Below are 22,526 nucleotides of genomic sequence, written 5' to 3' on the forward strand. Positions count from 1 at the left end.
TCCCGATGAGCGGAGGCCTTGGATTCCATGGCGAACACAAGGCAAAGCAGCACGGGAGGAGGGATTGCCACGGCTCCTCTAGCTGGACCGGCCGCACCCTGTGGCGGAACAATCCCGCTCCGGTCTGGAATGGGCTGTCTTGGAGGGGGATGGGCTATGCCTACACAACTGAGCAATGAATCGCTGCTGTTCACCGCTCGCGGCGCATTTCCGAAGGTCCCTGGCTACCGGATGCTGGCGCTGCTGGGGCGTGGAGCAATGGGTGTGGTGTATGCCGCCGTCCGGGCGGAATCCGGGCATTTGGTCGCCATCAAGCTGCTGCGGAGCGACATCGCAAGCACTGCGAATCTGGCCCGCATCGACCGGGAGCGCAGAATACTGGAGCAGTTGAACCACGCGCACATCGCGCGGATACTCGACTCCGGCGAGACGCCTGACGGGTCAGCCTACCTCGCCATAGAGTACATCGAGGGTCCTACCATCGCCGACTACTGCGAGGAGCATGCCCTGGACACTCGCGGCCGTGTACGGCTGTTGCAGGAGGTTTGCCGGGTGGTGGCCGCGGCCCACGACCGGGCGATGATCCACGGCGACCTGAAACCGGGCAATATCCTCGTAGACCTGGATGGGCATCCGAAGCTGCTGGATTTCGGCATCGCCAGGCTGTTGACGGGCGGAGAGGAGCCGCTCGCAGAGACCGGCGGCGGCCCCCTCACGCCGGCGTCCGACGTCTATTCTCTGGGGGCAATCCTCTCGGAACTGACCGGCGGCGCGGATGCGGTGCTGGACGCCATCATCCGGCACGCCATGGCCAAGATGCCGGAGGACCGCTATCAGAATGCGCGGGCGCTGGCGGACGATCTGGCCGCCTATCTGTCGGGACGCCCGCTGAGTATCGACACCCGTCCGCAACGGCTGCGGTGGCAGGCCATCGTGGTCGCGCTGGGGCTCGCCCTGCTGCCGACACTGATGGTGCACGTCTCGAATTCGCCAGCGGTGCCCAGCGAAGCTGAACGCGCTTCCCTGGCGGCCCGTCACCTTTGGAGCCAGCTTTCACAGCCCGAACTGCGGAGGGCGGAGTCCTGGTTCCGCAAATCCGTCGAAACGAACCCGCATTCGGCCACGGCCCATGCCGGCCTGGCGGATGCCCTTTCCTTCAAAGGAGAGTTCGACAGGGTCAATCCCTCAGCGGCATTCAGCGAAGCCAGGACGCAGGCACGCCGGGCGATCGAACTCGACGACCGCCTGCCGTTAGCGCATGCGGTGCTGGGCAGCGTGTTATTCGCTTCCGACCGCAAGTGGACCTACGCCGAAGCGGAGTTCCAGCAGGCCCTGAAACTCGATGCCAAGTGCGTGCGGGCCATGCAGGGCTACGCAAGCATGCTGATGCGCCTGGGGCGCTTGGGCGAGGCTGGGGCGCTGATGAAGCGAGCGCGGCTGCTGGATCCGGCTTCACCGATCCTGGCCTTGCAGGAGGCCCAGGTACCGTTCTATGGCCGGCGGTTCGAGGTGGCTCGGGATCTGCTGCGCGGCGTGCTGGCTCGAGACCCGTCCTGCTCGCTGGCCCACTACTACCTGGCACTGTGCTACCGCTTTCTGGGCCAGCCCGGCGCAGCGGAGGCGGAGATGAGGATGGCGCGTCTCAGCGAACAGGAGATGTCCGCGGAAGTGGCCTGGATTCGCGGCCGGAGCGCCGCCCGTGAGCAGCTGCAGCGCCTGCTCGACGCGGATCAGGGAAATCCCAACATCGTGTTTGTCGCGATTGAACTGGGCAAGAACGACATCGCGTTTGAACTTCTGGAGAAGGCCATCCGCCAGAGGGTGACGCTGATGCTCGGCGTGAAGGTGGATCCTCGCTATGACGGACTGAGGAGCGACCCGCGGTACGAAGGTCTCTTGAGGCAGGCCGGCCTGGCCAACCTGCCTTAATGGGAGACGCAGCGTTCAGCCCAGCACGGCAAGGAACTGCTTGAGCCACTCGACATGCGCCGTCCAGGCAGGACCCGTCACCAGGTTGCCATCGGTGATTGCGCCTTCGAAAGGCAGGCTGACGTACTCGCCCCCGACCGCCGTAATTTCGGGCGCGCACGCCGGGTAGGCATTCACCTTCCGATTACGCACCACGCCGGCGGCCGTCAGGATTTGCGCACCGTGACAGATGGAGCCTATGGGCTTCCTGGCGCCGGCGAAATGCCTGACGATCTCCAGGACGCTCTCGTGCAAGCGCAGATACTCTGGCGCACGGCCGCCCGGAATTACCAGCGCGTCGTAGTCTTCCGCGCGCACTTCGGCAAACGTGGCATTCAGGGTGAAGTTGTGGCCGCGCTTTTCCGTGTAGGTCTGATCGCCTTCGAAGTCGTGGATGGCGGTTCTGACCGTCTGGCCGGCCTTCTTGTCAGGGCAGATTGCGTCCACCTGGTGCCCGGCGATTTGCAGCGCCTGGAACGGCACCATGACCTCGTAGTCCTCCACGAAGTCACCTACGAGCATCAGGATCTTTTTCGACATGAGTGATTCCTTCCCCGGGCCGGAGTGAGGGAGCGGCCCGAATGAAGCGTTGACCGCGATCGACGCAGAGCGAGTCGCGCGGCCAGTGACGCCCTAGCACCACTTTAGCTGCCCGCGACACGGCGAGGGGAGGCAGGAATCTGTCGTAACAGGCGGACGGCTACTGATAGAACATCACGTCGGTGCGGACTTCCTTCTCGATCAGGAAGCACGGGCCGCAGATGGCCTTATAACCGGATTTGAACTGATCCACCTGGGCGGTGAGCGAGGCGGGGTCCTCCGGCGGCTCTTCGGTGGCCAGCGCCAGGTGAGGATGATACTTCGCGATCATCAGCTTACCGCCGGTCAAGGCCCGGCTGGTGGCGCCTTTGACGTCCATCTTCACCAGGGCTACGGAAGTGAGCTGTTGCTCGGCCATGATGGTGTCCAGCGTGGTGACGGGTACAATTGTCTTCTTCGAGCTGTCCCCATGCGTGACAAAGCTATCGGCGGCGTCCCCGTTTCCATTCAGGAAGAAGGTGAGTTCTCCGTCCTTGTCCCAGATTCCTTTGGGTACGATGACGACACGCCCATCGGCGATCTCAGACTTGAGATTCCGGCGGAAGCACTCCAGAGCCTCGGGAGCGGGTTCCACTGCAATCACCTTCGCCGCCTCTTTGGCCAACGCGGCCTTGGTGAACACCCCGACATGCGCCCCGCAATCAATAACGGTTCCACCCTTGGGGACGAGCCCGTAGATCAGCCGTTCCTGCTGGGCCAACAGAGTGAACAGGACGGTGGACGAGCCACCGGGGATCCAATACTCTCCATGAGGGGTTTGCCACAGTTCCAGCTTGGCGTCCGTACGCAGCAGCTTGCTGCCGGCGCCGATGCGCTGAGCGGCGGCACCCTGCGACAGCAGGATGCGCTCATCCGTCGCCGCCTTCCAGCGGGAACAGTAGGCGCTGGTCACACGCACGCCCGGAGCAACCAGGACGATCCACTCCGGCCGCCAACTGAGCATACCCAGCGTCAGAACGAGGCCGGTGCATACCACCCAGAGGCTGATTCGAAACCCACGTCGCTTTGCCACATCCCCTTGATCGGCCCTTGGGGCCAATCGCTGTAGCTCGGCGCGGAAATTATCCTAGAAAACTCAGCGCGCTGAATCTGCCGTACCGCGGACTTTCCCGCTGTGACCCGGGCGGGTCAGCTCGAAACCGGAATGTGGCCCGCAGCGGCATTTCTGTCCCGAATCCCACGCACGAGCAGGAAGGCGATCGGGTGCAGAACCCCCATCACAATGAAAACAGGGGCATAAGACCAGTAAGTTACAGCGCGTCCAATCAGATTAGTGGAAAGCATCCCGCCGAAGCCGGATCCGGCCGCGACCAGTCCGAAGACGGTTCCAACGACAGGTTTCGGGTAGAGATCGACGATCAGCGCTCCGAGGGAGATCTGCCAGGCGAGGTGGGCAAAGGCCGCCGTAGCGGCGATGCCGACGGCCATCAACGGAGAAGAGGCGGAGTTGATGAGCGGGCTGAGAGGCAGGAACAGGGCCGCGCCGGCCATCACCCAGATGCGGCTGCGGGCAGGGGCGACACCACGCTTGATGAGCAGGCCCGAGAGATAGCCGCCGGTGATGCAGCCGATGTCCGCAGCCAGGTAGACCAGCCACGCAATCTTGCCGACCTCCGCCAGGCTCAGGTGGCGCGCATCCGTGAGGTACTTCGGAAACCAGAAGAGGTAGAAATACCAGACCGGGTCAGTGATCATGCGGCTGACCATCAGCAGCCAGGTTTCCTTACGGCCCAGGATATGGCGCCAGCGGCCTTCCGGCGGCATGGCCTCCGATTCCGGAGAGGCGTTGCCGCCGTCCAGGATCAACTGCCGCTCGTCGTCGCCCAGGCGTGGGTGCTCGGATGGCTTGCGATAGAGCCACAGCCAGGGCACGACCCAGATGAGGCCGAGCGACCCGGTGAACAGGAACACCGAGCGCCAATGAAAGTGCGCCGACAGGTAGGCAATCAGGGGCGGCGCGATGGTTGCGCCGAGAGTAGCCCCAGCGGTGTAGATGCCGATGACGAGACCGCGCTCGCGGGCCGGGAACCATTCGGAGACCGCCTTGGGCGCGGCGGTGTAATTCCCTGGTTCGCCGATGCCCAAGAGGAAACGGAAAACGCCCAGCGACACGACGCTGCGGCTGAACGACGTGAGCATATCGGCCAGCGACCACCAAATCACGAAGCAGGCCATCGAGACCCGCGTGCCCAGCTTGTCGGTCAACCGGCCGGCGAAGAGATAGGAGATGGTATAGGCGAGCAGGAACGCCTGGACGACGTATCCGTACTGCATATCCGTGATGTGCAGGTCGTTCTGGATCGTCCGGGCGAGGATCGACAGATTCTGCCGGTCCATGTAATTGATGACCGTGGAAAAGAACAGCAGGGCTGTGATCCACCAGCGCAGGTTGGACCAGGTGCGCGGCGCATCCGGAGCACGGGCGGGCGGCGGCGCGAACTGCGCCTCATTGGATTTCATAGTTCTCGCCAGGCCGGATGGGGAACTCAAAGGCGTGCCGCTGCCAGGTGCCGGTGCAACTGGCGCCGGTGGAACACTTCACGGTGACTCGCTTCCAATCGGAGACCTGGACTCGCAGGTTGGACACTGAAGTGCCGTCGGGGTGGATGAAGCGCGACTCGGCGCGATCAGTGACGGGATAGATTCGAGCCACCAGCCCATCGCCCTTCTTTTCAACAACGATGCCGGTACCGCCAACAAAGAGCGGAGTCTGGCCAACGGGCAGCGCGAAGTTCTTCAGGACAACCGGCCCCTGATGGCGCTGGCCCGAGTCGTACTCCATCCAAGCGCCAGCCGGCAGGTAGACGTCGCGAGAAGTCGCGGTCTCGTAGTCATCCCCGTACAGGGGCGTGGCCAGCAGCGAATCGCCGACCATCCACTCATACCCGCGCACCTTGTCATTCTCGCGGCCGTAGACCTGCGGATCGTTCGGAAACGCAACGGGCAGCGGAGTGAAAGACCAGGGATACCCGTCCAGGTAGAACCGCACAGCCTGCGAGTAGAAGTACGGTTGCAGCCGGTCGTGGAGCTGCGCGGCCTGCAGGAGGACGGCTTCGACCTCAGGGTCGCCGAAGGTCCAGGGCCCCTGCCCCATGCTCATCGAAGGATGCAGGGCCGCCCACATGGCATTGCGCTTCATGTACTGCCGCATGCGGGGCGTCACTTTCAGGTCGAAGTGCCCTTCCCCGAAGGTGCCGCCGACGATGTCGGGGTACACCAGCGGGAAGCCCGAGTAGCCGTAGGCCAAGGCATTCACGGGCCCGCGATCCTGATTCTGATTGAAGTTGAAATCGTTCAGGCGGTGCAGGTCGGCCGGCGAAGCGAGATAGGCATTGCGGCCCATGATGAAGAGGCCTTCGCGCATCAGCGCCGCATTGACGGGATCCAGTTTGTCATCGCCCAGCGTGTACTTGCCATACCCGAAGACATCTTCCTTATAGCCGTCGACGCCATAGGCGGTCCATTTACGAGTCAGGTCAGCGAACCAGGCGACCGCCTGCGGCTTGCGCCAGTCCAGGAAATAAGTTGGGCTCTTGGGCCAACCGAATTGATACACCTTGGGGCGGCCATTCTCTTCGACGAAATAACCGTTGCGAACACCCTCTTCGCTGTACGGCCCGTCGACGATGAAGGTGGTGCGCAGGCCCTGGAAGAACTTCAGCCCCTTGGCGTGGAACTGCGCAATGAAGGCGCGTGGATCCGGGTAAAGGGTCTTGTCGTACATGCCAAAGCTGGTGGTCTCGTGGAAGCGCTTGTCGTCGCGCGGCCAGAAGCCCGAACCCACAACCATCCATTTCAGCGGGAATCCCAGGGACAGATACTGCCCGACATTCTCAGCCACGGTCTTGTAGTTCGTATCCCAGGCGAGCGCTCCAAAGGCCTCCCAGCCTACGCCGAAGAAATCGTACTTGGGCTTCATCACCGGATAGCCGTACAGGTTGCGCGATTCCAGGAACTGGCGGTAGATCTCGGCCGGCGAACCAGTGAACAGGGAGAAGCGAACCTCCGAGGTCACATTCCGGACGCCCTGCAGGCACTCTTCCGACGTGCTGCGGACCATCTTGATGCCGGGATCCCAGACCAGGAAGCCGAAGCGCTGCTTCGGGTAGAAGGTGAAGTTCGAGATGAGACGGGTGAGTCCTGTACCGGAGAGATAACGATCGTTGCGATAGCCCGTAATGTCCGTATCGAACGAGTCCCGATGGGTGACCGCATGATCGGCCAGTCCGAAGCCGGGGCTGAGAGGCGCGAAGCGCAGCAGCACCGCTCCGGGGATCGTGGGCCGCACGATGAGGTCCGCCTGATTCGGCGTGAGCGCGATGGTCACCGTAGCAGTCAGGCCGGATGCCGTACGCACGGACAGCACGCGGTGGCCCTGCTGGTTGTACGCTTCGGAGACGACGGAGGCGGGCTCGGGTTTATCGGGGTCGCCGAGCAGCAGGCTGCCGGTGGGATGTGAGGCCGCGATGGTCGCGCCGCCTCGTTCCAGAGAAATGCGCACCGGGTCCGGCGTGATGGTGAGCTTGGTGTCTCCGGCGGTCAGGACTAGCAGGGAAAGCAGCAGGATCATGGATTACTCTTTCGGACATCCGGAGGCGCGGTCTTGATTGCGGTTCATCTGGAGTAGCACCTCACCTCGAAGACGGCCGCGGGCGCGCCGTGCGTGGAAATGATCTCCAACTGCAGGGCGGTCGTCGTCACGGGAGCATCAAGAGTGACGGAGTTTCGCGTCTGATGGTTCTCCGTACACTCGTGCAGTACTGTCCCCCCCGCCTCCAGCAGCCGGTAGTGGCGGATGCAAAACGGAATGTCACGCTCAGGGTGGCCCCAGAGGACAGACTCAAGTGGATGATCAAAGTCGGTGTCGAACGCGAGCTCGACCCGGGCGATCGTCCGGGGTTCCGGCCACGTGAGGGTCAACCGTGGCGCAGGGTCCGACGGCTCCGCAACCCACGCATTGGGCTGCCTCTCCGGCCGGGCGATGCCGTTCTTCACATTGGAGGCTCCGAAGGCTGCCAACGGCGGCTCGGCCCGTAAGGCCAGATTCAAGCCGCCAGGCCTGCGCGCCGGCAGCCAGAACTCGAAGGAGTCGATGCCGCTGTCTTCCGGCGGTTCCTGGCGCGTCCCCTTGGCCACGGCCGCGTTCATCGACTGCGCCAGGCTGAGGACGCCGGTCACGCGGGCCGACGAAAGCCGCACGGAAACAGCGGGGTTCCGCAGCAGCGTGTAGAACAGGTAGGCCGGTGCTTCCAGTTGGGTGTCCGGTGCAATGGTGACCGGCTGGCTTGCGCCGGGCGGCAGTTCGATGGATTGCCGGAACAGCACCTGGTCCGGGGTGAAGTTCCCTGCCCGGGCACTGCACCTCAACTCGACTTCGAGCGTAGTCGCCTGTGCGGCATCCACGAAGAAGGTGATGTCCGGAGCCCTGCCTGCCTGGACAGGCAGCAGCATGGCGCGCGACAGCTCCAGCGTCGCGGTCTCCCCATTCGGCGGGAGCTCCGCCAGTTGGAAAGAACTGGATGCCTCCACCGACGCACTCTGCGCCAAGTCTTCCGGATCCTGCAGCGCCACGCCTGGAATATACTGCCCGGCCCGCAGCAACTCGCGCTGCAATGAGGGAATCTCCACCTCTGCCGGGTTCACGCCCGTCCGCTTGCAGAGCGCCGCGGCCATGCCGACCGCCTGGGCGGTGTGGGCGCAGGTGGCCATCACGCGCGTCGAGCCGAAGGCCACATGGGACACGCTGATGATCCGCCCGGCCAGAAACAGGTTGCGGATGTTGCGCGAATACAGGCAACGATAGGGGATCTGATACACACCCTTGGAGTGCCACTGCGTACACGGTGACAGCGGACTGTACACGCCGTCGGCCGGATGGAGATCCATGGCCCAGCCGCCCGCCGCCACGGCGTCCGCATGAATCCGCTGCTCGACGAGATCCTGCTGGGTGAGGATGTAGTCGCCCTCAAACCGGCGGCTCTCGCGTTTTCCAGGAATCGTCCCGACCCACTCCAGCGTCATGTTCCCGGCCTCGGGAAACCGGCCGGAGTTCTTGATGTAATCCCACGCGCCATAGATGACGCGCCACAGCTCCCACTTGATCTTCTCCGTCTCGTGGACCGTGTCGAGCCGTCCGCCATACTCGAACCACCAGAAGCGGCAGCCCGAATCGCTGGCCTTGATATCCCGATACCGGGGAATCGTCGTAATGTCCTTCAACGCGAACGACGGAGCCGTGTACTTCACCGGACGCCCCGTATCCTTCGAATAGAAGTACATCGAGTGCCCCAGCAGTTCGCCATAGCCGGCGTCCGGCGCGAACCCCTCGCCGAACTCGGAACGCGGCTCGGCGCCCATGCGGAATGCAGCGCCGGACAGGAACCCCACAATGCCGTCGCCCGAGGCGTCACAGAACAGCGGCGCTGTCACGACATAAGCGGTACTGTTCTGGCTGCACCAGGCACGCACGGTCGAGATCGTATCCGGCCCGGACTTCTCCACCTCATGCACAGCCGTGTTCAACAGCAGCGTGATGCCCGGTTCGCTGACCACCTTCTCCAGCAGGATCGTGTCCAGGATCAGGGCGTTGCCTTCCGGGTTGCGGTGCAGGTTCTCGACAAGAATCTCGTCGATCACGCCGCCTTCGCGCGCCCAGCGGTTGTTGTTGCCCATGTGCGAGGTGGCGCCGAGAACCCAGAGCCGCACTTCGCTGGAGGCATTGCCGCCCAGCACCGGACGATCCTGAATCAGCACCACGCGCAGGCCGGCCCGCGCCGCCGTGATGGCCGCGCACGTCCCGGCCAGGCCGCCGCCAATGATGGCCAGATCCGCCTCCAGCGGAATGGTGAGTTCCACGCGCGTACCCGGTACGCCGTCTTCGCGTTGCATGGTCACTTGCCCTTTTCGTAGAAGCGAACGTATTCGTACTCGACACGGCCCGGCAGCTTCGAGTCATCCACGGCATCGGTCTTGCCCAATTGCGAAGCAATGGAGGTGAGCCAGATACTCAGGTCGCTGTGCGGCAGTCCGGCCAGGTCCACGGTCTGCACCAGCGTGCCATCCAGGAAGTACTTCACTGAGGTCTCGCTGTATTCGCATCCAAATACGTGGAAATCGGCCAGCGTGGAGAGCGCCACCTTCTTGTGGCCGTGGCTGGTGTGCTGGCCCTGCCACTTGTGGGTGGTCGTGCCGTAGGAGGTCAGGTCGATGGAGTCGTTCTCAATCACATCGAGCTCCAGCGCCGTCGCCGTCGTGGCCGTGCTGCCGGAACCGTCGTGGCCCATCATCCAGAACGAGGAGTGCCAGCCCTTGCCGGCGAGCACGCGAAACTTGCTCTCGTAATAGCCGAAGCGGAAGTTGGGTTTGGAGATCACGCCGGCGCCCGTGTAGTGCATCCCGCCGGCCTCTTCTTTCTTCAGGAGCAGAACCAGCCGACCCTTTTCCTGGATCACATTCTCGGGGCGTTGGGTGCTCCAGTGCTTGGAGTCCGTCCGGTACACCCACTTCGAGAGATCCACTTTTGAGCCCTCGAATTCGTCGGCCCATTTCAACTGGTAGCCCTCAGGCGGAGCGGCCCAGGCGCCTGCCGGCAGCAGGCTGAGGATCGAGAGGAAGACAAACGCGGAAGATTTCATGGGAGCAGCGGTCCTTTGGCCGTTCGCGCTCTGGGCGAGGCCCACAAGCTCAATTCAAAACAAAGGCTGGAGAGGGGATAGAAGCCCGGTTCAATCGGGGCAGGCAGGTTCAAGGAAACGGGCCGCGGCATCGTTCTCGAACTGAGAGAACAGTTCATGGCGGCTTAACGGGCCACTCTCACGGAGAAATGCGCCGCCAGGCGGCTACCGCTGTGGCGGCACCCAGCCCGTGGCGGAGCCAGTGTGCGAAGCGGGGTCAAATCGGATTTCCACATGGATTCAGACCTCATGGTCCCGGTCGTCCAATAACACCCTTGACACTGACAGATGGCGAAAATTCATTCAACTGACCAATGGACTATGGGTGTCTAGTCATTTTGGACTATGCGGCCCGGAGCCATAACTGGCCGCCTAATCCACGTGGACGATGCCGCGCTGGATGGCCGCAATGACAGCCTGCGTCCGGTCTTCCACGCCCAACTTCTGCAGGATATGCGTCACGTGGATGCGCGCCGTGTTCTCTGAGATGCCCAGCGACTCGGCCACCCCTCGATTGCTGGCGCCTTTGGCCAGCAGCCGCAGGACATCCTGCTCCCGTTCAGTCAACTCGGAGCCGGGCATACGCTCAGCCAGCAGGGCCCCCACGGACGACGGCAGATAACGCTTGCCGCGCGAAACAGCCAGAATCGCCTGGATCAGCTCTTCCTTGCCCGTGTCCTTGGTCAGGTACGCCATCGCCCCGGCCTGCAGCACGCGATGGACGTCCTCGCTGCCTTCGTAGTTCGTCAGGACGAGAATCCGCGCCGTCGCATGTTTCTTGCGGATGATGCGGATGGCCTCAAACCCCGATTGGCCCGGCAGCCGCAGATCCATGATCACTACATCCGGCAGGTGCAGATCGAAGAGATCGGCCGCTTCATTGCCTCGTCCCGTCTCGGCGACAATCTTCATATCCGGGCGGGGATCGATGATGGTGTGCAACGCGAGACGCGCGATGGATTGATCTTCGACCAGCAGAATGCGGACCGCTTCAGTCATTTCAGGGTGCCGGCGGTCGTCGTGGGGATGACCGCTTCTACGATGGTACCCTGTCCTGGTTCACTGGTCAGTTTCAACCTTCCGCCGAATCGCTCGGCCCGCTCCGCCATGACGGCCAGTCCAAAGTGGCCGCGCGAGAGCCCGATCACTTCACTGGGAATGAACCCGGCGCCGTCATCCTCAATCCTCACCTGGAGTTCGCCGGCCCGATACACCAGTTCGACGCTGATCCGCCGCGGGCGCCCGTGGCGTTTCGCATTCGAGGCCGCCTCCTGGCAGATCCGCAGGACGTTCCGCTCCAGCTCATCCTTGAGTTTCGTGACCGTGCCCTGCGTCTCAACCGAGATCGCCACCGGTGATCCAGCCGCGATCTGCTCCAGCGCCCCCTGGACGGCACTGGCCAGCGTCTCGGAATCCAGCCGGCTTTCCCGCAGATCCCAGATCACGCTGCGTGCCTCGGCCCGGTAGTGCTGCACCATCTTTAGGGCCAGTTCCACCGTCGCCTCGGCCTGGGCGGGCATCTCCTTCAGTCGCGACAGAGTCTCCTCCAATTGCCAGGTGATGGCGGCGAATCCGGCCAGCAGCGTGTCGTGCCACTCCCGCGCGATTCGATTCCTCTCCGCCAACACCGCGGAGTAGCGTCCGCGAATGATGTGGATCCGCCAGCGGTAGAGCGCCGAGGCGACACCAATCGAGAACAGGAGCAGCAACGCGGTGAACCAGCCGGTCTGATAGAACCGCGGAGCCTGCTCCACCGCGAGTTCGGCGGCCTGCGTACTCCATTCCCCGCCCGGCATGCGCGCCTGCACTAGAAAGCGGTAATGGCCCGGAGGCACGCGGCCATAGCGGGCTGACCGCAGTTGCCCCGTCTCGATCCAATCCGGATCCAGGCCTTCCATGCGGTAGCGGAAGCGGATCTTCTCCGCCCAGGCGAATCGCAGGGCCGTGAAGTGAATCTCCAGCGGATGCGAGCCTGGATCCAGGCGTAAGGAACCGCCAGGGGGCACAGCGTGGTTGTCCCAGATCGCCTCTTCCACTCGAGCCTTCGGCGGCGGAGTGCGGCCCATTCTGCGGCTCACCGCGAGAACGAAACCGCGGGTCGTGGGAAACCAGGCGCCGCCCCGCGGATCGGCCCAGCCCGCCGGTTGGGAGACATGGTGGCACTCCGGCGTGCGCATTCCATCATCCTGGTCGAAGAGGGCGACCTCCAGCCGTTTGCGCTGCCCAGCCAGCAGCTCAGTCATCTGTGCCGATTCAATGCGCAGAATCCCTTTGGCCGAACTCACCCATAGCCCACCGGCCCCGTCGTCCAGCAGGCGGTAGAGGGGCGACCCTGGCAGCCCCTGCGCCTCGCCAATCACCACGGGGGAGCCTGGTGCAACGCGATAGAGCGAACCGCCGAGCGACGTCGCCCAGATGCGGCCTTTGGCGTCCTCGGTAATGGCCGACACGCCTTCGACGGGCACTCCGGTGACGGGAGCGACGTTCGGCGCGGCACCCAACGTCAGGGCACCGGGCCCCTGCGGAGTCCCGTACCAGATGCGCCCCTGAGAATCCTCGAACAGGCTGAGAATTTCAGTACCCGGCAGAAACGAAGCCAGCGGCCTTGATGCGTCGCCGGCCGGGAACAGGTAGACGCCGTTGTTCGATGTCGCTAGCCACAAACGGCCCTGGCGATCGAACAGCATCGCGCTCACCAGGTGGTAGGGGGACCCCGTGGGAGCGTAGTTCACATAGCGTTTGCCATCGAAACCGAACAGTCCCTCCCAGTTGCCGATCCATTGATGACCGGCGGGGTCGATCGCCAGCGCCCGCACGGAACAGTACAGCGCCGGCACCGGCGTCGCCTGGGCCTCGAAGCGGTTCCCTTTCAGCCGGTAGAGCCCGCCCCGCCAGGTCCCGAACCAAAGGTGCCCATCGGGCGCTTTCACCACGGTGGTGGCGTAGTTGCCGCCCAACCCCTCCGGCAGGCCATAAGGAACCATAGGCGTATCCTTGCAGCGCACCAGGCCGCCGCCGCGGGTGCCGATCCACAGGTTTCCTTCCGCGTCCTCGTGCAGGGTGCGGATGAAGTCGTCCGGCAATCCATCGCGCGCCGACCAGGAGTCCACGCGGCTGCCGCGCACTCGAAAGACGCCCAGGCCCCAGGATCCAACCCAAACCACGCCATCGCGGTCTTCCAGAATGCTGACGACAGGCCCCGGAACGCCAGCCACCGGGGTGCGCACGCCGTCGTCAATGCGACTCAAGCCGCGCGACGTCCCTACCCAGACGACGCCCGAATGGTCCGCTTCCACAGCCAACGGCTCGCCCGAGATCCTGGCATCAAACAGCACCTGGGAGACGGTATTGTTGCGGACACAAAACAACCCATCGAGGGTGACCGCCCAGACCGCGCCGGCACCGTCCTGCGTCAGGACATTCCATGCCGTTTCGGGCGGACGCGTGAGTCCGGCCACGGCATGAAACTGCCCCGCATCGGACCGGATTACCCCGGTCCGGGTGCTCGCCCAGATCCGTCCTGTCCGATCCTCCAGCAGCGCGAAAACCGTGCCGCCCGCATGGAACTTCGTCTGGATCCGGCCGTCCCGATACTCGTAAATCCAGCCGTCAAACGTGCCCACCCAGAGGCTGCCATCGCGAGCGCTGGCCAGCGCGCCAATCCAGCGCCGTGCCAGCCCAAGACCAGGCTGCGGATCGAAGGGAACGAACCGGACGCCGTCAAAGCGCGCCAGCCCTTCGTCCGTACCCACCAGCAGGTAACCATCGGACGAGGGCTCGACGGACATGACGTAGTTCCGGGGCAGGCCGTCCTGCACCTGCCAGTTGCGCTTGTGATATTGCGAAAGGGCGTAAGTGGGATCCAACGCCCAGGCCACGGGGAGCAGGGTCCACAAAACGGCCAGAGATCGGAAGCCCCATTGCATGTTGGTTCAAGCGCCGCCACAATTCTCGCACTTACAACAGGCCGCTCGAACGCGAGGAGCCTCATCCGGCTGAAAACTGCCGCGGCGGGGGATCAGCGCCCATCGCGCTGAGAGGGAATTCCAGGACGAGTAAAATGATAACTTCTTGACTCGTTTGGTCCATCGAGACCTATCTCCATCGCGCCATGAAACACATTGAGGTCGAGTACAACCGGGAACTGCAGCCCCTTGAGGCCATCCTGTCGGGCGTTAGGCGCCCGGGTGAGTTCTTCGTAGCCGGAACGCTCGAGATCCCCATGCCACGAGTGGAGGTGGAGGGTGCAGGCGCGCTATCTTTCCCGATACCCGTCCCGCAAATCCAGGCGATGCTGCAACACGCGGTCCGGGCGCCTTACGGACGTGGCGCGGACACAATTGTCGACACTTCCGTGCGCAAGGTCTGGCAGATTGCTCCAGACGCGGTAAAGGTTAGCGGCAAATCCTGGGCCGCCAGTTTCGACAGCATTCTTGCGAAGGTCATTGACGGGCTTGGCTGCCACGGCAAATCCGTCTCAGCCGAACTCTACAAGATGCTTGTCTATGACCGCGGCGGGTTCTTCCTCCCTCACCGTGATACCGAAAAGACAACCGGGATGTTCGGGACCCTGGTTGTGACACTGCCCACCTTCCATCGCGGCGGGGCCCTCCGGATCCGTCACGCGGACCGGCAAGTCACGCTCGAGACCCATGCCACTGATCCTTCCGAAGTCTCCTTCGCCGCCTTCTATTCCGATTGCGAACATGAAGTCCTGCCGGTTCAGGCCGGTCATCGGGTTTGCCTGCTCTACAACCTGATTCACGAGGGGTCCAAGGGCAAGCGGCAGCTTCTGAAGGCACCGAACTACGAGCCGCAGGTCGCCGATGCGGCGATGATCCTCGAAGCGTATTGGAAGTCACCCGCGGCGCCCTTCAAGATCGCATGGCTCCTGGAACACCACTACAGCCCGGCAGGCCTTGCCTTCGCTTCACTGAAGGGCGCGGACGCCGCCAGAGCGCAAGCGCTGGTGCAAGCGGCGGGCCGCGCGAATTGCGTCGCACATCTTGGGGTCGTCCACATTGTGGAAACGGGGGCCGCCGAGTTGGAGGGCGGGTATTTCCACGACCAGTGGGACGACGAACAGGAGGATGAGGATGAGCCCGAAGACTTCGAGTCTGTCTGCGTCGATGACACCTGGCAATTCCTGGATGAGTGGCGCGACACGGAGGACAGGGCCGTTGAGTTTGGCCCCATTCCGCTCAGTGCCGGTGAACTGCTGCCCGCCGGCGCACTCGATAACGAATCTCCGGATGAGAGGCGCCTCACAGAGGCCACCGGCAACGAGGGAGCAAGCTATGAGCTGTCTTATCATCGAGCGGCGCTCGTAATCTGGCCTGCCAAACGCACGATCGACGTGCTGCTGCAAGCGGGCGCCGTCGCGGCCCTCCCGTACTTGAAGCAATTGGTGGCGGAAGGCCAGACAGCCCACGCCAAGGCTGTCGCGGCAGCGCGGCGGATTGTACGTGCCTGGCCCACCCCCGCACAGCCGCAACCCTACATCCCAGCGGCTCGGGAGCCGCAATCGGCCGACCGAATAACGGTAATCTCCGCACTCGCCCAACTGAAGGCTCCGGCGCTGCTTGAGCAATTCATAGTCGAGGCGGTCTTCCCCACCTTCGACGGATCGGAAAACACAGTCTTGCTGACAGCGGCCGCCGCATTGGGAGCCAGGAAGGCCACCGAGGTCCTGGCGGCCCTGATCAAGATGCGCATCCGCGATCGGCCGGACGAGTGCGCGGAGTTGCTACTCGCGCTTGGCGCAAGCGATCCCCCGCCATCGTTTCGGAAGGTGGCCAAGGCCGCGCTTGAGGGGCTCGACACGATTGGAACTCGTGGCGTCAATCCCTTTGAGCGAGGGGATCAGGGCCGCTACTGGCCAAGGACGGACGGGGTCAAAGCGGGGCATCTGAAGCCGCAATTCGTCACAAACCTGTTCGGGGCGCTGTCACTTTTCGGGGGGCGGACGCTGCACGACGAAGCTGCAGCCAAGCTCGCCTCGCGCCTGGAGGTCTTCCACCCCGTCACCCTACTCGTCCCTGCGATCGAACAACTTTGCTCGGATCAGGATCCCATGCCCCCGGCCGTTGCGCGAGTCATCCAACAACTATGGACCAGCGCCGCGGAATACCTCCTTTTGCGCAGCGAGGTTCCGCCTCCTCCTCCGACAGACTGGCGTTTTGAGGTCAACCTCCCCTGCACCTGCATGGACTGCCGCGAGCTTCGCGCCTTTGCTCGCGATCCCAGCGAGAGTCTTCATCGTTTTCGTGTCAACAAGGATCGCCGCCGCCACCTGCATCAGATGATCGACCGGCACCGGCTCGATATGACCCACGTGACCGTGCGCACAGGTTCACCCCAGACGCTGGTCTGCACCAAGGACCGCCGGACCTTCAAGGCGCGAATGCAGGAATACCATGACGAGCTCGCCGCCATGCGCAAGCTCTTGAAGCTGGCGCGTCATTCCGCCGTGGACGCGGACCTATCGATAAGAATGGAGGCGGCCGTGAAGGCTGGCAGGATTTGAGCTTCTCGACGTCCACGATCACTGCTGGCGCTGAAGTCGTTCCGTGGCTCGCCTCGGCTGGGCCACTCGCCTACTCACCAATGTCGCCGCCGGAGCGGGACTATTTTTTCCAGTACTCCTGGATCGTTCCTGACATCTTTAATCCCGGCGTAAACAAACGGCGACACTACTGGTTTGGCAATCCTTCGAAGGACTGTCCACGGGTGAAGCTGCTGTTCAGATTCTGGAACGAGGCCAGGCGCGGCAATCTGGCCCCTCTCTACTTATCAAACGGGGTGGCCTGCTCATCTGCGGATGTGCTTGCGCCGATCGCCGCTTACCGCCACGCGGACGCCTATACCGCCGCCCTTGGAGCCGAACGCCTCATTCTGATCCAACACGGCAGCTACCACCTCGGCGACCTCGAGACTCAGCCATTTGTGGAACAAGGCGAGGCCGTGCTCTACAGAGGAATTCAGAATGCCGAAACGTACCGGCTCCACCGCCTGACAACGGAGGACATCCGACGGCGATTGTTGGCGGTACACGCCCGAAGCCTGACGGATTCCGTCGTGTCTTTCAACACCGTGCACTGCAATCTGGTCCGATCCGAAACGACCTTCCTGAACGACCGCAGCTTCGTGTTCAATAGCCATTGTCGGGAAGCAGGCCTTCAACCGGAAGACCCATGGATTCGTTCGGACCTCTATTCCGGATATGCCCTGGAGGAATGGTGCGCCTCCGGCAAGTTTGGACCCAACTACGTGAAACTGCGAACACCGCTGAGGAACATTCGCATCACGACTTTCGTGGGCAACGAAACAGAGGTCAAAGTGATCGACCCGAACAAACTCGAGGTCATCGAAGCGGTCGGCTGCAAGGTGCGCGAAGTATGCACATGAGGCCTTGACCGGCCCTTGCCGGGACCATCCCCCAAAAACAGAAATGCCCTCCGATGGAGGGCGTCTGAATCTCTGTAGTTTGCGATCGTTTTATGGTGCGGATGAGAGGACTTGAACCTCCACACCCTTGCGAGTACTAGAACCTGAATCTAGCGCGTCTGCCAATTCCGCCACATCCGCACGATGTGCTTACAACAGTCTTAGTATCTTCAACTCAGGGCCCAAATGTCAACTCCGCGGAGCACTTGCCGTGCCGGTCGGCCACGACTCCCGGTGGTTGCGCATTTCCAGAATCAAAGCCATCACCAGCTTCTCCAACTCGTCCCGGATCTGGCGATGGAACGACTCCTTCTGACCCACCGGATCCTTCACCTTCCAGTCCCTGGAACGAGTGATCGGCAGGCCTCTCAGCGCGACACCCGAAAGGTTCACCACCAGATCCACGTCATGCAGCTTCAGCTCCATTACGTCTTTCGGAAACTGATCGTCCATCTTGATGCCCTTCTCCAGCATGACCTTGCGCGTCACCTCGGGAATCATCGACGCCGGACTCAGCCCCGCGCTCTCCACTTCCAGCACATCAGACCCATAAGACCGGACAAAGGCTTCCGCCATCTGGCTGCGGCAGGCGTTGCCGATACATACGAACAGGACTTTCATGCGTCGCACGGGTAGCTCTTAATCTCCACTCAACTTAGCTGCGGACTACCCCAGTTTCGCAAGAAAGTGACTGTGGATGCGTAAATCGTTGCTCAACTCCGGGTGGAACGTCGCCACCATATGGCGGCCATAGTCCACCAGCACGGGATCGTCCTGATAGGTTGCCAGAATCTTGCCGCCTTCGCCCACCCGGCGGATGATGGGCGCCCGGATGAAGACGGCTTCCAGTTCCGGATCCCCTTCCAATCCATGGCCGCTCAGCTTCACCACCCGGCTATCCAACTGGCGGCCGTAGGCGTTGCGCTCAATCGCCAGATCGATCAGGTTCAGCGAAGCCTGCGCAGGATTCATGACCTCGCTGGCCAGAAGGATCGCGCCCGCACACGTTCCGAAGATCGGCTTGCTGGCCCCGAACTCGCGCAGTGGTTCGAATAAGTCGTAGTAACCCATCAGCTTGAGCATCGTCGTGCTCTCGCCGCCCGGAATCACCAGACCATCCACCCGCGCCAAATCCGCTTTGGTTCGAACTTCCAGCACCTCAGCGCCCGCACGCCGCAGCGCCGCGCCATGTGCCTCGAAGTCGCCCTGCAGGGCCAGCACTCCAATCAGCATCGTGAACGTTCCTCTTTCTTGCCTTGGCCAGTTACCAGCCGCGCGTCTGCATCAGGTCGCCTTCCGCCATCTGGCGGATATCGAGACCCGGCATCGCATCGCCCAGCTCTTCACTCGCCTCCAGCACGGCCAGGGGCTCGTTGTAGTGGGTGTTGGCCTTCACAATCGCCTTGGCGCGGGTTTCGGGATCGGAGGACTTGAAGATGCCGCTGCCGACAAACACGGCCTCGGCGCCCAACAGACGGGCCAGGGCCGCATCCGCCGGAGTCGCAATGCCGCCCGCGGAGAAGTTCGGCACCGGCAGCTTGCCGTTGTCGTGGACATACTGGATGAGCTCGAGCGGCGCCTGGTGCTTCTTCGACTCGGCTACCAGTTCTTCCTGCCCCAGCACCGTCAACTGCTTCATTTCCTTGACGATTGTCCGCATGTGCCGCACGGCCTCGACAATGTTGCCGCTGCCGGCTTCACCCTTGGTGCGGATCATGGCCGCGCCTTCGGCAATCCGGCGCAGCGCTTCGCCCAGGTTGCGGCAGCCGCAGACAAAGGGCACCTTGAAGTCGCGTTTCCAGACATGGTGCTCTTCGTCGGCCGGAGTCAGCACCTCGCTCTCGTCGATGTAGTCGACTTCCAGGGCCTCCAGGACCCGCGCTTCCGCAAAGTGGCCGATGCGGACCTTGGCCATCACCGGGATGCTGGTGTTCGCCATGATCTCGCGGATCTTGCTGATCGCCGCCATGCGCGCCACGCCGCCTTCCTTGCGGATGTCCGACGGGACACGTTCCAGCGCCATCACCGCGCAGGCGCCGGCCTTTTCGGCGATTTCAGCCTGCTTGGCATCCGTCACGTCCATGATCACGCCGCCCTTGAGCATTTCGGCCAGGCCGACTTTCACGCGGAAAGCTTCGTCGAGATACATCATGTTAAGGTCTCCTTCCAAGACTCTGTGCCCACACCCGCCAATACTGTACGGGGCTTATACGATTACCGGAGCCAGGCCGGCTGACTGCGCGGCCCGGGCCGCCGTCAACTCTTCCTGACACACCCGGCCGAGAATCGCCAATCCGGTCTCAATCTGCTCCGGCGGCAATCCGGCAAAACTCAGACGCAAGGCGCCGGGCTCCTGTCGCGAAACCGCGAAGTAGCGACCGGGCAAAAAACTCATTCCGGCCCGCTGCGCCTTCGGCAACAACTCCGAGGCATCCAGCGGATCCGGCAGACGAACCCAAAGATTCATGCCGCCCTGGGGACGCGTAAACCGCGCGCCCTGCGGCAGATACCGTTCACAGGCGGACAACACGGCGTGCAGCCGCGCCCGGCCCGCTTCCACCATGCGCTGGCGGTGGCTTTCCAGGCTGCCTGACTGCGCAAACCGCAGCAGCACCGCCTGGGACAACTGGTCGGAATGCAGGTCCGTCCACTGCTTCAGTTCCGCCAGCCGGCCGATGACTGGCCGCGGACCGGTCACCCAACCCACTCGCAGACCGGGGAACGCCAGCTTGGAAAAGCTCTTCATCTGGATGGTGTCGCCCGAATCGTCCATCTGTTTCAGCGACGGCAGCTCCGCGCCCTGATAGCGCAACTCGGCGTAGATGTCGTTCTCGACAACCACCAACCGGTTCTCGCGAGCGATTCGCAGCAGCGCCTGGCGGGCGGCCAGCGGCATGGTCGCGCCGGTGGGATTCTGGAAACTCGGGGTCACGACGATGAGACGCGGCCGCTCCCTGGCGATCAGCCGAGGCAGCGCCTCAACATCCAGGCCATCCGGGCCAACCGGCACACCGACAATCCGTACTCCCGCGTGCGCAAAGACGTTGCGGAGACCCGGGTAAATGGGATCTTCCACCAGGACACAATCGCCCTGCCGGGTGAAAAGCCGTTGCAGCAGGTCCAGCGCCTGCTGGCAGCCGTTGGTAATTAAGAGGTCCTCGTCCGGGCGCTTCTGGCCCTGCAGGTAGGCGCGCAACGGGGCATAACCCAACGGCGAGCCCAACTGCAGAATTTCAACAGCTTCCGGCCCGTCAATCACTTCGCGGCAGGCGTTGCGGAACTCGGTGAGAGGGAAGAGTTCGGCTGCGGGCCGGGCGGAAGTGAAGCTGATCAGATCGGTACCCGGAGCCGCCACGGGCACGGGCGGATCCGGTGCCCGGTTCGCGACAAACCGGTCTTCCCACTCCATAGCTCCAGAGGCCGCCGGACCGGGATCATTGGGACCCGCGACAAAACTGCCCCGTCCGACATGGCCGCGAATCAGCCCCTCGGCTTCGAGCAATTCGTACGCCGCCGCCACGGTTGTCCGGTTCAGGCCAAGTAGGCCAGCCAATTCCCGAGTGGGCGGGATGCGTTCCCCGGGAGCCAGACTGCCATCCCGGATGGAAGCCTTGATCCTGGCGTGCAACTGCCGGTAGATAGGCTCATCCGAATTTGCGTCGAGCTGGGGCAGATGAATCATCGCCGAAGTCGAAGAATACCAGATTGGCCTGCCGGCAGCAAGCCAAGATCCTTACATTGGATGGCTTGGATGATCGCTGGACCTTCACTCAGCCGGAGGCGGATCGAAGGGGACGGTCCGAATGGTCACTCCGGCTTCCTGGAACAAGTCCATAGTGCGTTGAAAATGCTCGTTGTATTGCACGCTGGAGTACTGCTGGAAGCGCGTCTCGTCAGTGACCACGGCGATGATGCCGGCCTGGACGATAGCGCGAGCGCAGTCCATGCAGGGCATCAGGTCGGTATAAATGGTGCAACCCTCCAGCGCCGTACCGGCACGGGCCGCATTGTAGATGGCATTGCGCTCGGCGTGTTCAATCCAAAGGTACTTCTCCGGCCGTTCCAACCGGGCCGGCACGTCGTCCCGGACGTGGCGTGGCAGGCTATTGTAGCCGGTGGACCGGATCTCATGCGCCGGCCCCACGATCACGCACCCGACTTTGGTGGAAGGATCCTTGCTCCGCTTGGAGACAACGCGGCAGATTTCCAGGTAGTAACGATCCCAGTCGGGAACAGGCATTCCATTAAGGTAATGCATGAACCCAGTCGACTGCATGAACTATACGGTGGATAGGCCGCGGCGGCGCGCAAACTCACTTCCCAGCTCTTCCAGTTTCCGCTTCCCCAGCACCTTCCGGGCGAGTTCGAAGAGGACGCGCTCTTCCACGGCGAAGTGCTCGCGGGTCAGTTCCATCACCTGGCTCAGAAGCTTCCGTACGGCTTGGGTTGTCTTTGCGGAACGCAGCTCTTCCATCAGCCGGCGCTGCTCGTTGTGTTCGCCGAACATCGCGTCCAGAGTCCTCTTCACGCTGTCGCGCTTCTCCGGAAGCGAATGAAAAAGAAGCGCATCTTCCTCGATGGCGTGGGCCATCAATAAGGCTTCGACGGAATAGCCGGCCCCCTGCATCTCGCGCAGGCCCATCTCCGGCAGCCGTTGCTCCAGGCTGCGAAACAGAGCCAAGATGGCCGCGTGTTCACCCAGGAGCAACTCAATCAGGTCGAGGTGTAGATTCTGGACTAAAGCAGACATAATGCTCTAATTGTCTTATTGTGCCAGACACCGCAACAGAAGCGAAGCAATTTGTTGAAAAACGTACATCATCACGATCGCTAATGCAG

The 22,526-nt window shown here is 62.9% G+C and carries 17 protein-coding genes and 1 tRNA gene; 3 read left to right on the forward strand and 15 right to left on the reverse strand.

Going from position 1 to position 22,526, the window contains the following annotated elements:
• The first annotated feature begins 156 nt into the window (after nucleotides 1-156).
• Entirely contained in the window at nucleotides 157-1,929 is a 1,773-nt protein-coding gene (locus IRI77_RS06305; protein ID WP_194451224.1) for a protein kinase domain-containing protein, read from the forward strand.
• Nucleotides 1,930-1,944: 15 nt separating this feature from the next.
• Here the strand turns inward: IRI77_RS06305 and IRI77_RS06310 are convergent, their stop codons facing one another.
• The 8 genes from IRI77_RS06310 to IRI77_RS06345 all read right to left on the reverse strand — a co-directional run bounded on the left by IRI77_RS06310 (nucleotide 1,945) and on the right by IRI77_RS06345 (nucleotide 14,167).
• On the reverse strand, nucleotides 1,945-2,508 hold the full coding sequence (locus IRI77_RS06310) for a DJ-1/PfpI family protein (RefSeq protein ID WP_194451225.1): 564 nt from the start codon (nucleotides 2,506-2,508) through the stop codon (nucleotides 1,945-1,947).
• A gap of 160 nt (nucleotides 2,509-2,668) precedes the next feature.
• Nucleotides 2,669-3,580 carry an FkbM family methyltransferase gene (locus IRI77_RS06315; RefSeq protein WP_194451226.1) on the reverse strand — a complete coding sequence of 304 codons (912 nt, stop codon included), beginning with the start codon at nucleotides 3,578-3,580 and terminating at the stop codon, nucleotides 2,669-2,671.
• Between the two features lie 116 nt (nucleotides 3,581-3,696).
• On the reverse strand, nucleotides 3,697-5,028 hold the full coding sequence (locus IRI77_RS06320; protein WP_194451227.1) for an MFS transporter: 1,332 nt from the start codon (nucleotides 5,026-5,028) through the stop codon (nucleotides 3,697-3,699).
• Nucleotides 5,015-7,138: a TIM-barrel domain-containing protein gene (locus IRI77_RS06325; protein WP_194451228.1), complete on the reverse strand. Its 2,124-nt coding sequence runs from the start codon at nucleotides 7,136-7,138 to the stop codon at nucleotides 5,015-5,017. The genes IRI77_RS06320 and IRI77_RS06325 overlap by 14 nt, the downstream gene beginning before the upstream one ends.
• Before the next feature lie 44 nt (nucleotides 7,139-7,182).
• Entirely contained in the window at nucleotides 7,183-9,456 is a 2,274-nt protein-coding gene (locus tag IRI77_RS06330) for an FAD-dependent oxidoreductase (protein ID WP_194451229.1), read from the reverse strand.
• A 2-nt stretch (nucleotides 9,457-9,458) separates the two neighbouring features.
• Complete coding sequence (locus IRI77_RS06335) at nucleotides 9,459-10,202, reverse strand: glycoside hydrolase family 16 protein (protein WP_194451230.1); 744 nt, start codon at nucleotides 10,200-10,202, stop codon at nucleotides 9,459-9,461.
• Between the two features lie 411 nt (nucleotides 10,203-10,613).
• Nucleotides 10,614-11,240: a response regulator gene (locus tag IRI77_RS06340; protein WP_194451231.1), complete on the reverse strand. Its 627-nt coding sequence runs from the start codon at nucleotides 11,238-11,240 to the stop codon at nucleotides 10,614-10,616.
• Nucleotides 11,237-14,167: a sensor histidine kinase gene (locus tag IRI77_RS06345; protein WP_194451232.1), complete on the reverse strand. Its 2,931-nt coding sequence runs from the start codon at nucleotides 14,165-14,167 to the stop codon at nucleotides 11,237-11,239. Before IRI77_RS06345 ends, IRI77_RS06340 begins: the two co-directional genes overlap by 4 nt.
• 185 nt (nucleotides 14,168-14,352) lie before the next feature.
• Between IRI77_RS06345 and IRI77_RS06350 the strand changes: the two genes are divergently transcribed.
• Nucleotides 14,353-16,767 carry a 2OG-Fe(II) oxygenase gene (locus tag IRI77_RS06350; protein ID WP_194451233.1) on the forward strand — a complete coding sequence of 805 codons (2,415 nt, stop codon included), beginning with the start codon at nucleotides 14,353-14,355 and terminating at the stop codon, nucleotides 16,765-16,767.
• A complete protein-coding gene (locus IRI77_RS06355) occupies nucleotides 16,764-17,648 on the forward strand; it encodes a hypothetical protein (protein ID WP_194451234.1) in 885 nt (294 codons plus the stop codon). The genes IRI77_RS06350 and IRI77_RS06355 overlap by 4 nt, the downstream gene beginning before the upstream one ends.
• A gap of 93 nt (nucleotides 17,649-17,741) precedes the next feature.
• Here the strand turns inward: IRI77_RS06355 and IRI77_RS06360 are convergent.
• From IRI77_RS06360 to IRI77_RS06390, 7 genes are all read right to left on the reverse strand, one after another.
• Nucleotides 17,742-17,828, reverse strand: a tRNA-Leu gene (locus IRI77_RS06360).
• Nucleotides 17,829-17,876: 48 nt separating this feature from the next.
• Entirely contained in the window at nucleotides 17,877-18,308 is a 432-nt protein-coding gene (locus IRI77_RS06365) for an arsenate reductase/protein-tyrosine-phosphatase family protein (RefSeq protein ID WP_194451235.1), read from the reverse strand.
• Between the two features lie 45 nt (nucleotides 18,309-18,353).
• Nucleotides 18,354-18,920 carry a pyridoxal 5'-phosphate synthase glutaminase subunit PdxT gene (pdxT, locus tag IRI77_RS06370; RefSeq protein ID WP_194451236.1) on the reverse strand — a complete coding sequence of 189 codons (567 nt, stop codon included), beginning with the start codon at nucleotides 18,918-18,920 and terminating at the stop codon, nucleotides 18,354-18,356.
• A 31-nt stretch (nucleotides 18,921-18,951) separates the two neighbouring features.
• Nucleotides 18,952-19,839 (reverse strand): pyridoxal 5'-phosphate synthase lyase subunit PdxS, encoded by an 888-nt coding sequence (pdxS, locus tag IRI77_RS06375; RefSeq protein ID WP_194451237.1) that lies wholly within the window; start codon nucleotides 19,837-19,839, stop codon nucleotides 18,952-18,954.
• A 54-nt stretch (nucleotides 19,840-19,893) separates the two neighbouring features.
• Entirely contained in the window at nucleotides 19,894-21,369 is a 1,476-nt protein-coding gene (gene pdxR / locus IRI77_RS06380; RefSeq protein WP_194451238.1) for a MocR-like pyridoxine biosynthesis transcription factor PdxR, read from the reverse strand.
• Nucleotides 21,370-21,453: 84 nt separating this feature from the next.
• Nucleotides 21,454-21,927: a deoxycytidylate deaminase gene (locus IRI77_RS06385; RefSeq protein WP_194451239.1), complete on the reverse strand. Its 474-nt coding sequence runs from the start codon at nucleotides 21,925-21,927 to the stop codon at nucleotides 21,454-21,456.
• 39 nt (nucleotides 21,928-21,966) lie between these two features.
• Nucleotides 21,967-22,437, reverse strand: a complete 471-nt coding sequence (locus tag IRI77_RS06390) for a hemerythrin domain-containing protein (protein WP_194451240.1) — start codon at nucleotides 22,435-22,437, stop codon at nucleotides 21,967-21,969.
• Nucleotides 22,438-22,526: the final 89 nt, after the last annotated feature.

The organism is Paludibaculum fermentans (genome assembly GCF_015277775.1).
In the GTDB taxonomy this organism is placed as follows: Bacteria; Acidobacteriota; Terriglobia; order Bryobacterales; family Bryobacteraceae; genus Paludibaculum; species Paludibaculum fermentans.

Bases quoted from the DNA above. Each gene is read 5' to 3' on its own strand.
- IRI77_RS06305 (WP_194451224.1), top strand. From the start codon at position 157: ATGCCTACACAACTGAGCAATGAATCGCTGCTGTTCACCGCTCGCGGC.
- IRI77_RS06310 (WP_194451225.1), bottom strand. From the start codon at position 2,508: ATGTCGAAAAAGATCCTGATGCTCGTAGGTGACTTCGTGGAGGACTAC.
- IRI77_RS06320 (WP_194451227.1), bottom strand. From the start codon at position 5,028: ATGAAATCCAATGAGGCGCAGTTCGCGCCGCCGCCCGCCCGTGCTCCG.
- IRI77_RS06325 (WP_194451228.1), bottom strand. From the start codon at position 7,138: ATGATCCTGCTGCTTTCCCTGCTAGTCCTGACCGCCGGAGACACCAAG.
- IRI77_RS06330 (WP_194451229.1), bottom strand. From the start codon at position 9,456: ATGCAACGCGAAGACGGCGTACCGGGTACGCGCGTGGAACTCACCATT.
- IRI77_RS06335 (WP_194451230.1), bottom strand. From the start codon at position 10,202: ATGAAATCTTCCGCGTTTGTCTTCCTCTCGATCCTCAGCCTGCTGCCG.
- IRI77_RS06340 (WP_194451231.1), bottom strand. From the start codon at position 11,240: ATGACTGAAGCGGTCCGCATTCTGCTGGTCGAAGATCAATCCATCGCG.
- IRI77_RS06345 (WP_194451232.1), bottom strand. From the start codon at position 14,167: ATGCAATGGGGCTTCCGATCTCTGGCCGTTTTGTGGACCCTGCTCCCC.
- IRI77_RS06350 (WP_194451233.1), top strand. From the start codon at position 14,353: ATGAAACACATTGAGGTCGAGTACAACCGGGAACTGCAGCCCCTTGAG.
- IRI77_RS06365 (WP_194451235.1), bottom strand. From the start codon at position 18,308: ATGAAAGTCCTGTTCGTATGTATCGGCAACGCCTGCCGCAGCCAGATG.
- pdxT (WP_194451236.1), bottom strand. From the start codon at position 18,920: ATGCTGATTGGAGTGCTGGCCCTGCAGGGCGACTTCGAGGCACATGGC.
- pdxS (WP_194451237.1), bottom strand. From the start codon at position 19,839: ATGATGTATCTCGACGAAGCTTTCCGCGTGAAAGTCGGCCTGGCCGAA.
- pdxR (WP_194451238.1), bottom strand. From the start codon at position 21,369: ATGATTCATCTGCCCCAGCTCGACGCAAATTCGGATGAGCCTATCTAC.
- IRI77_RS06385 (WP_194451239.1), bottom strand. From the start codon at position 21,927: ATGCCTGTTCCCGACTGGGATCGTTACTACCTGGAAATCTGCCGCGTT.
- IRI77_RS06390 (WP_194451240.1), bottom strand. From the start codon at position 22,437: ATGTCTGCTTTAGTCCAGAATCTACACCTCGACCTGATTGAGTTGCTC.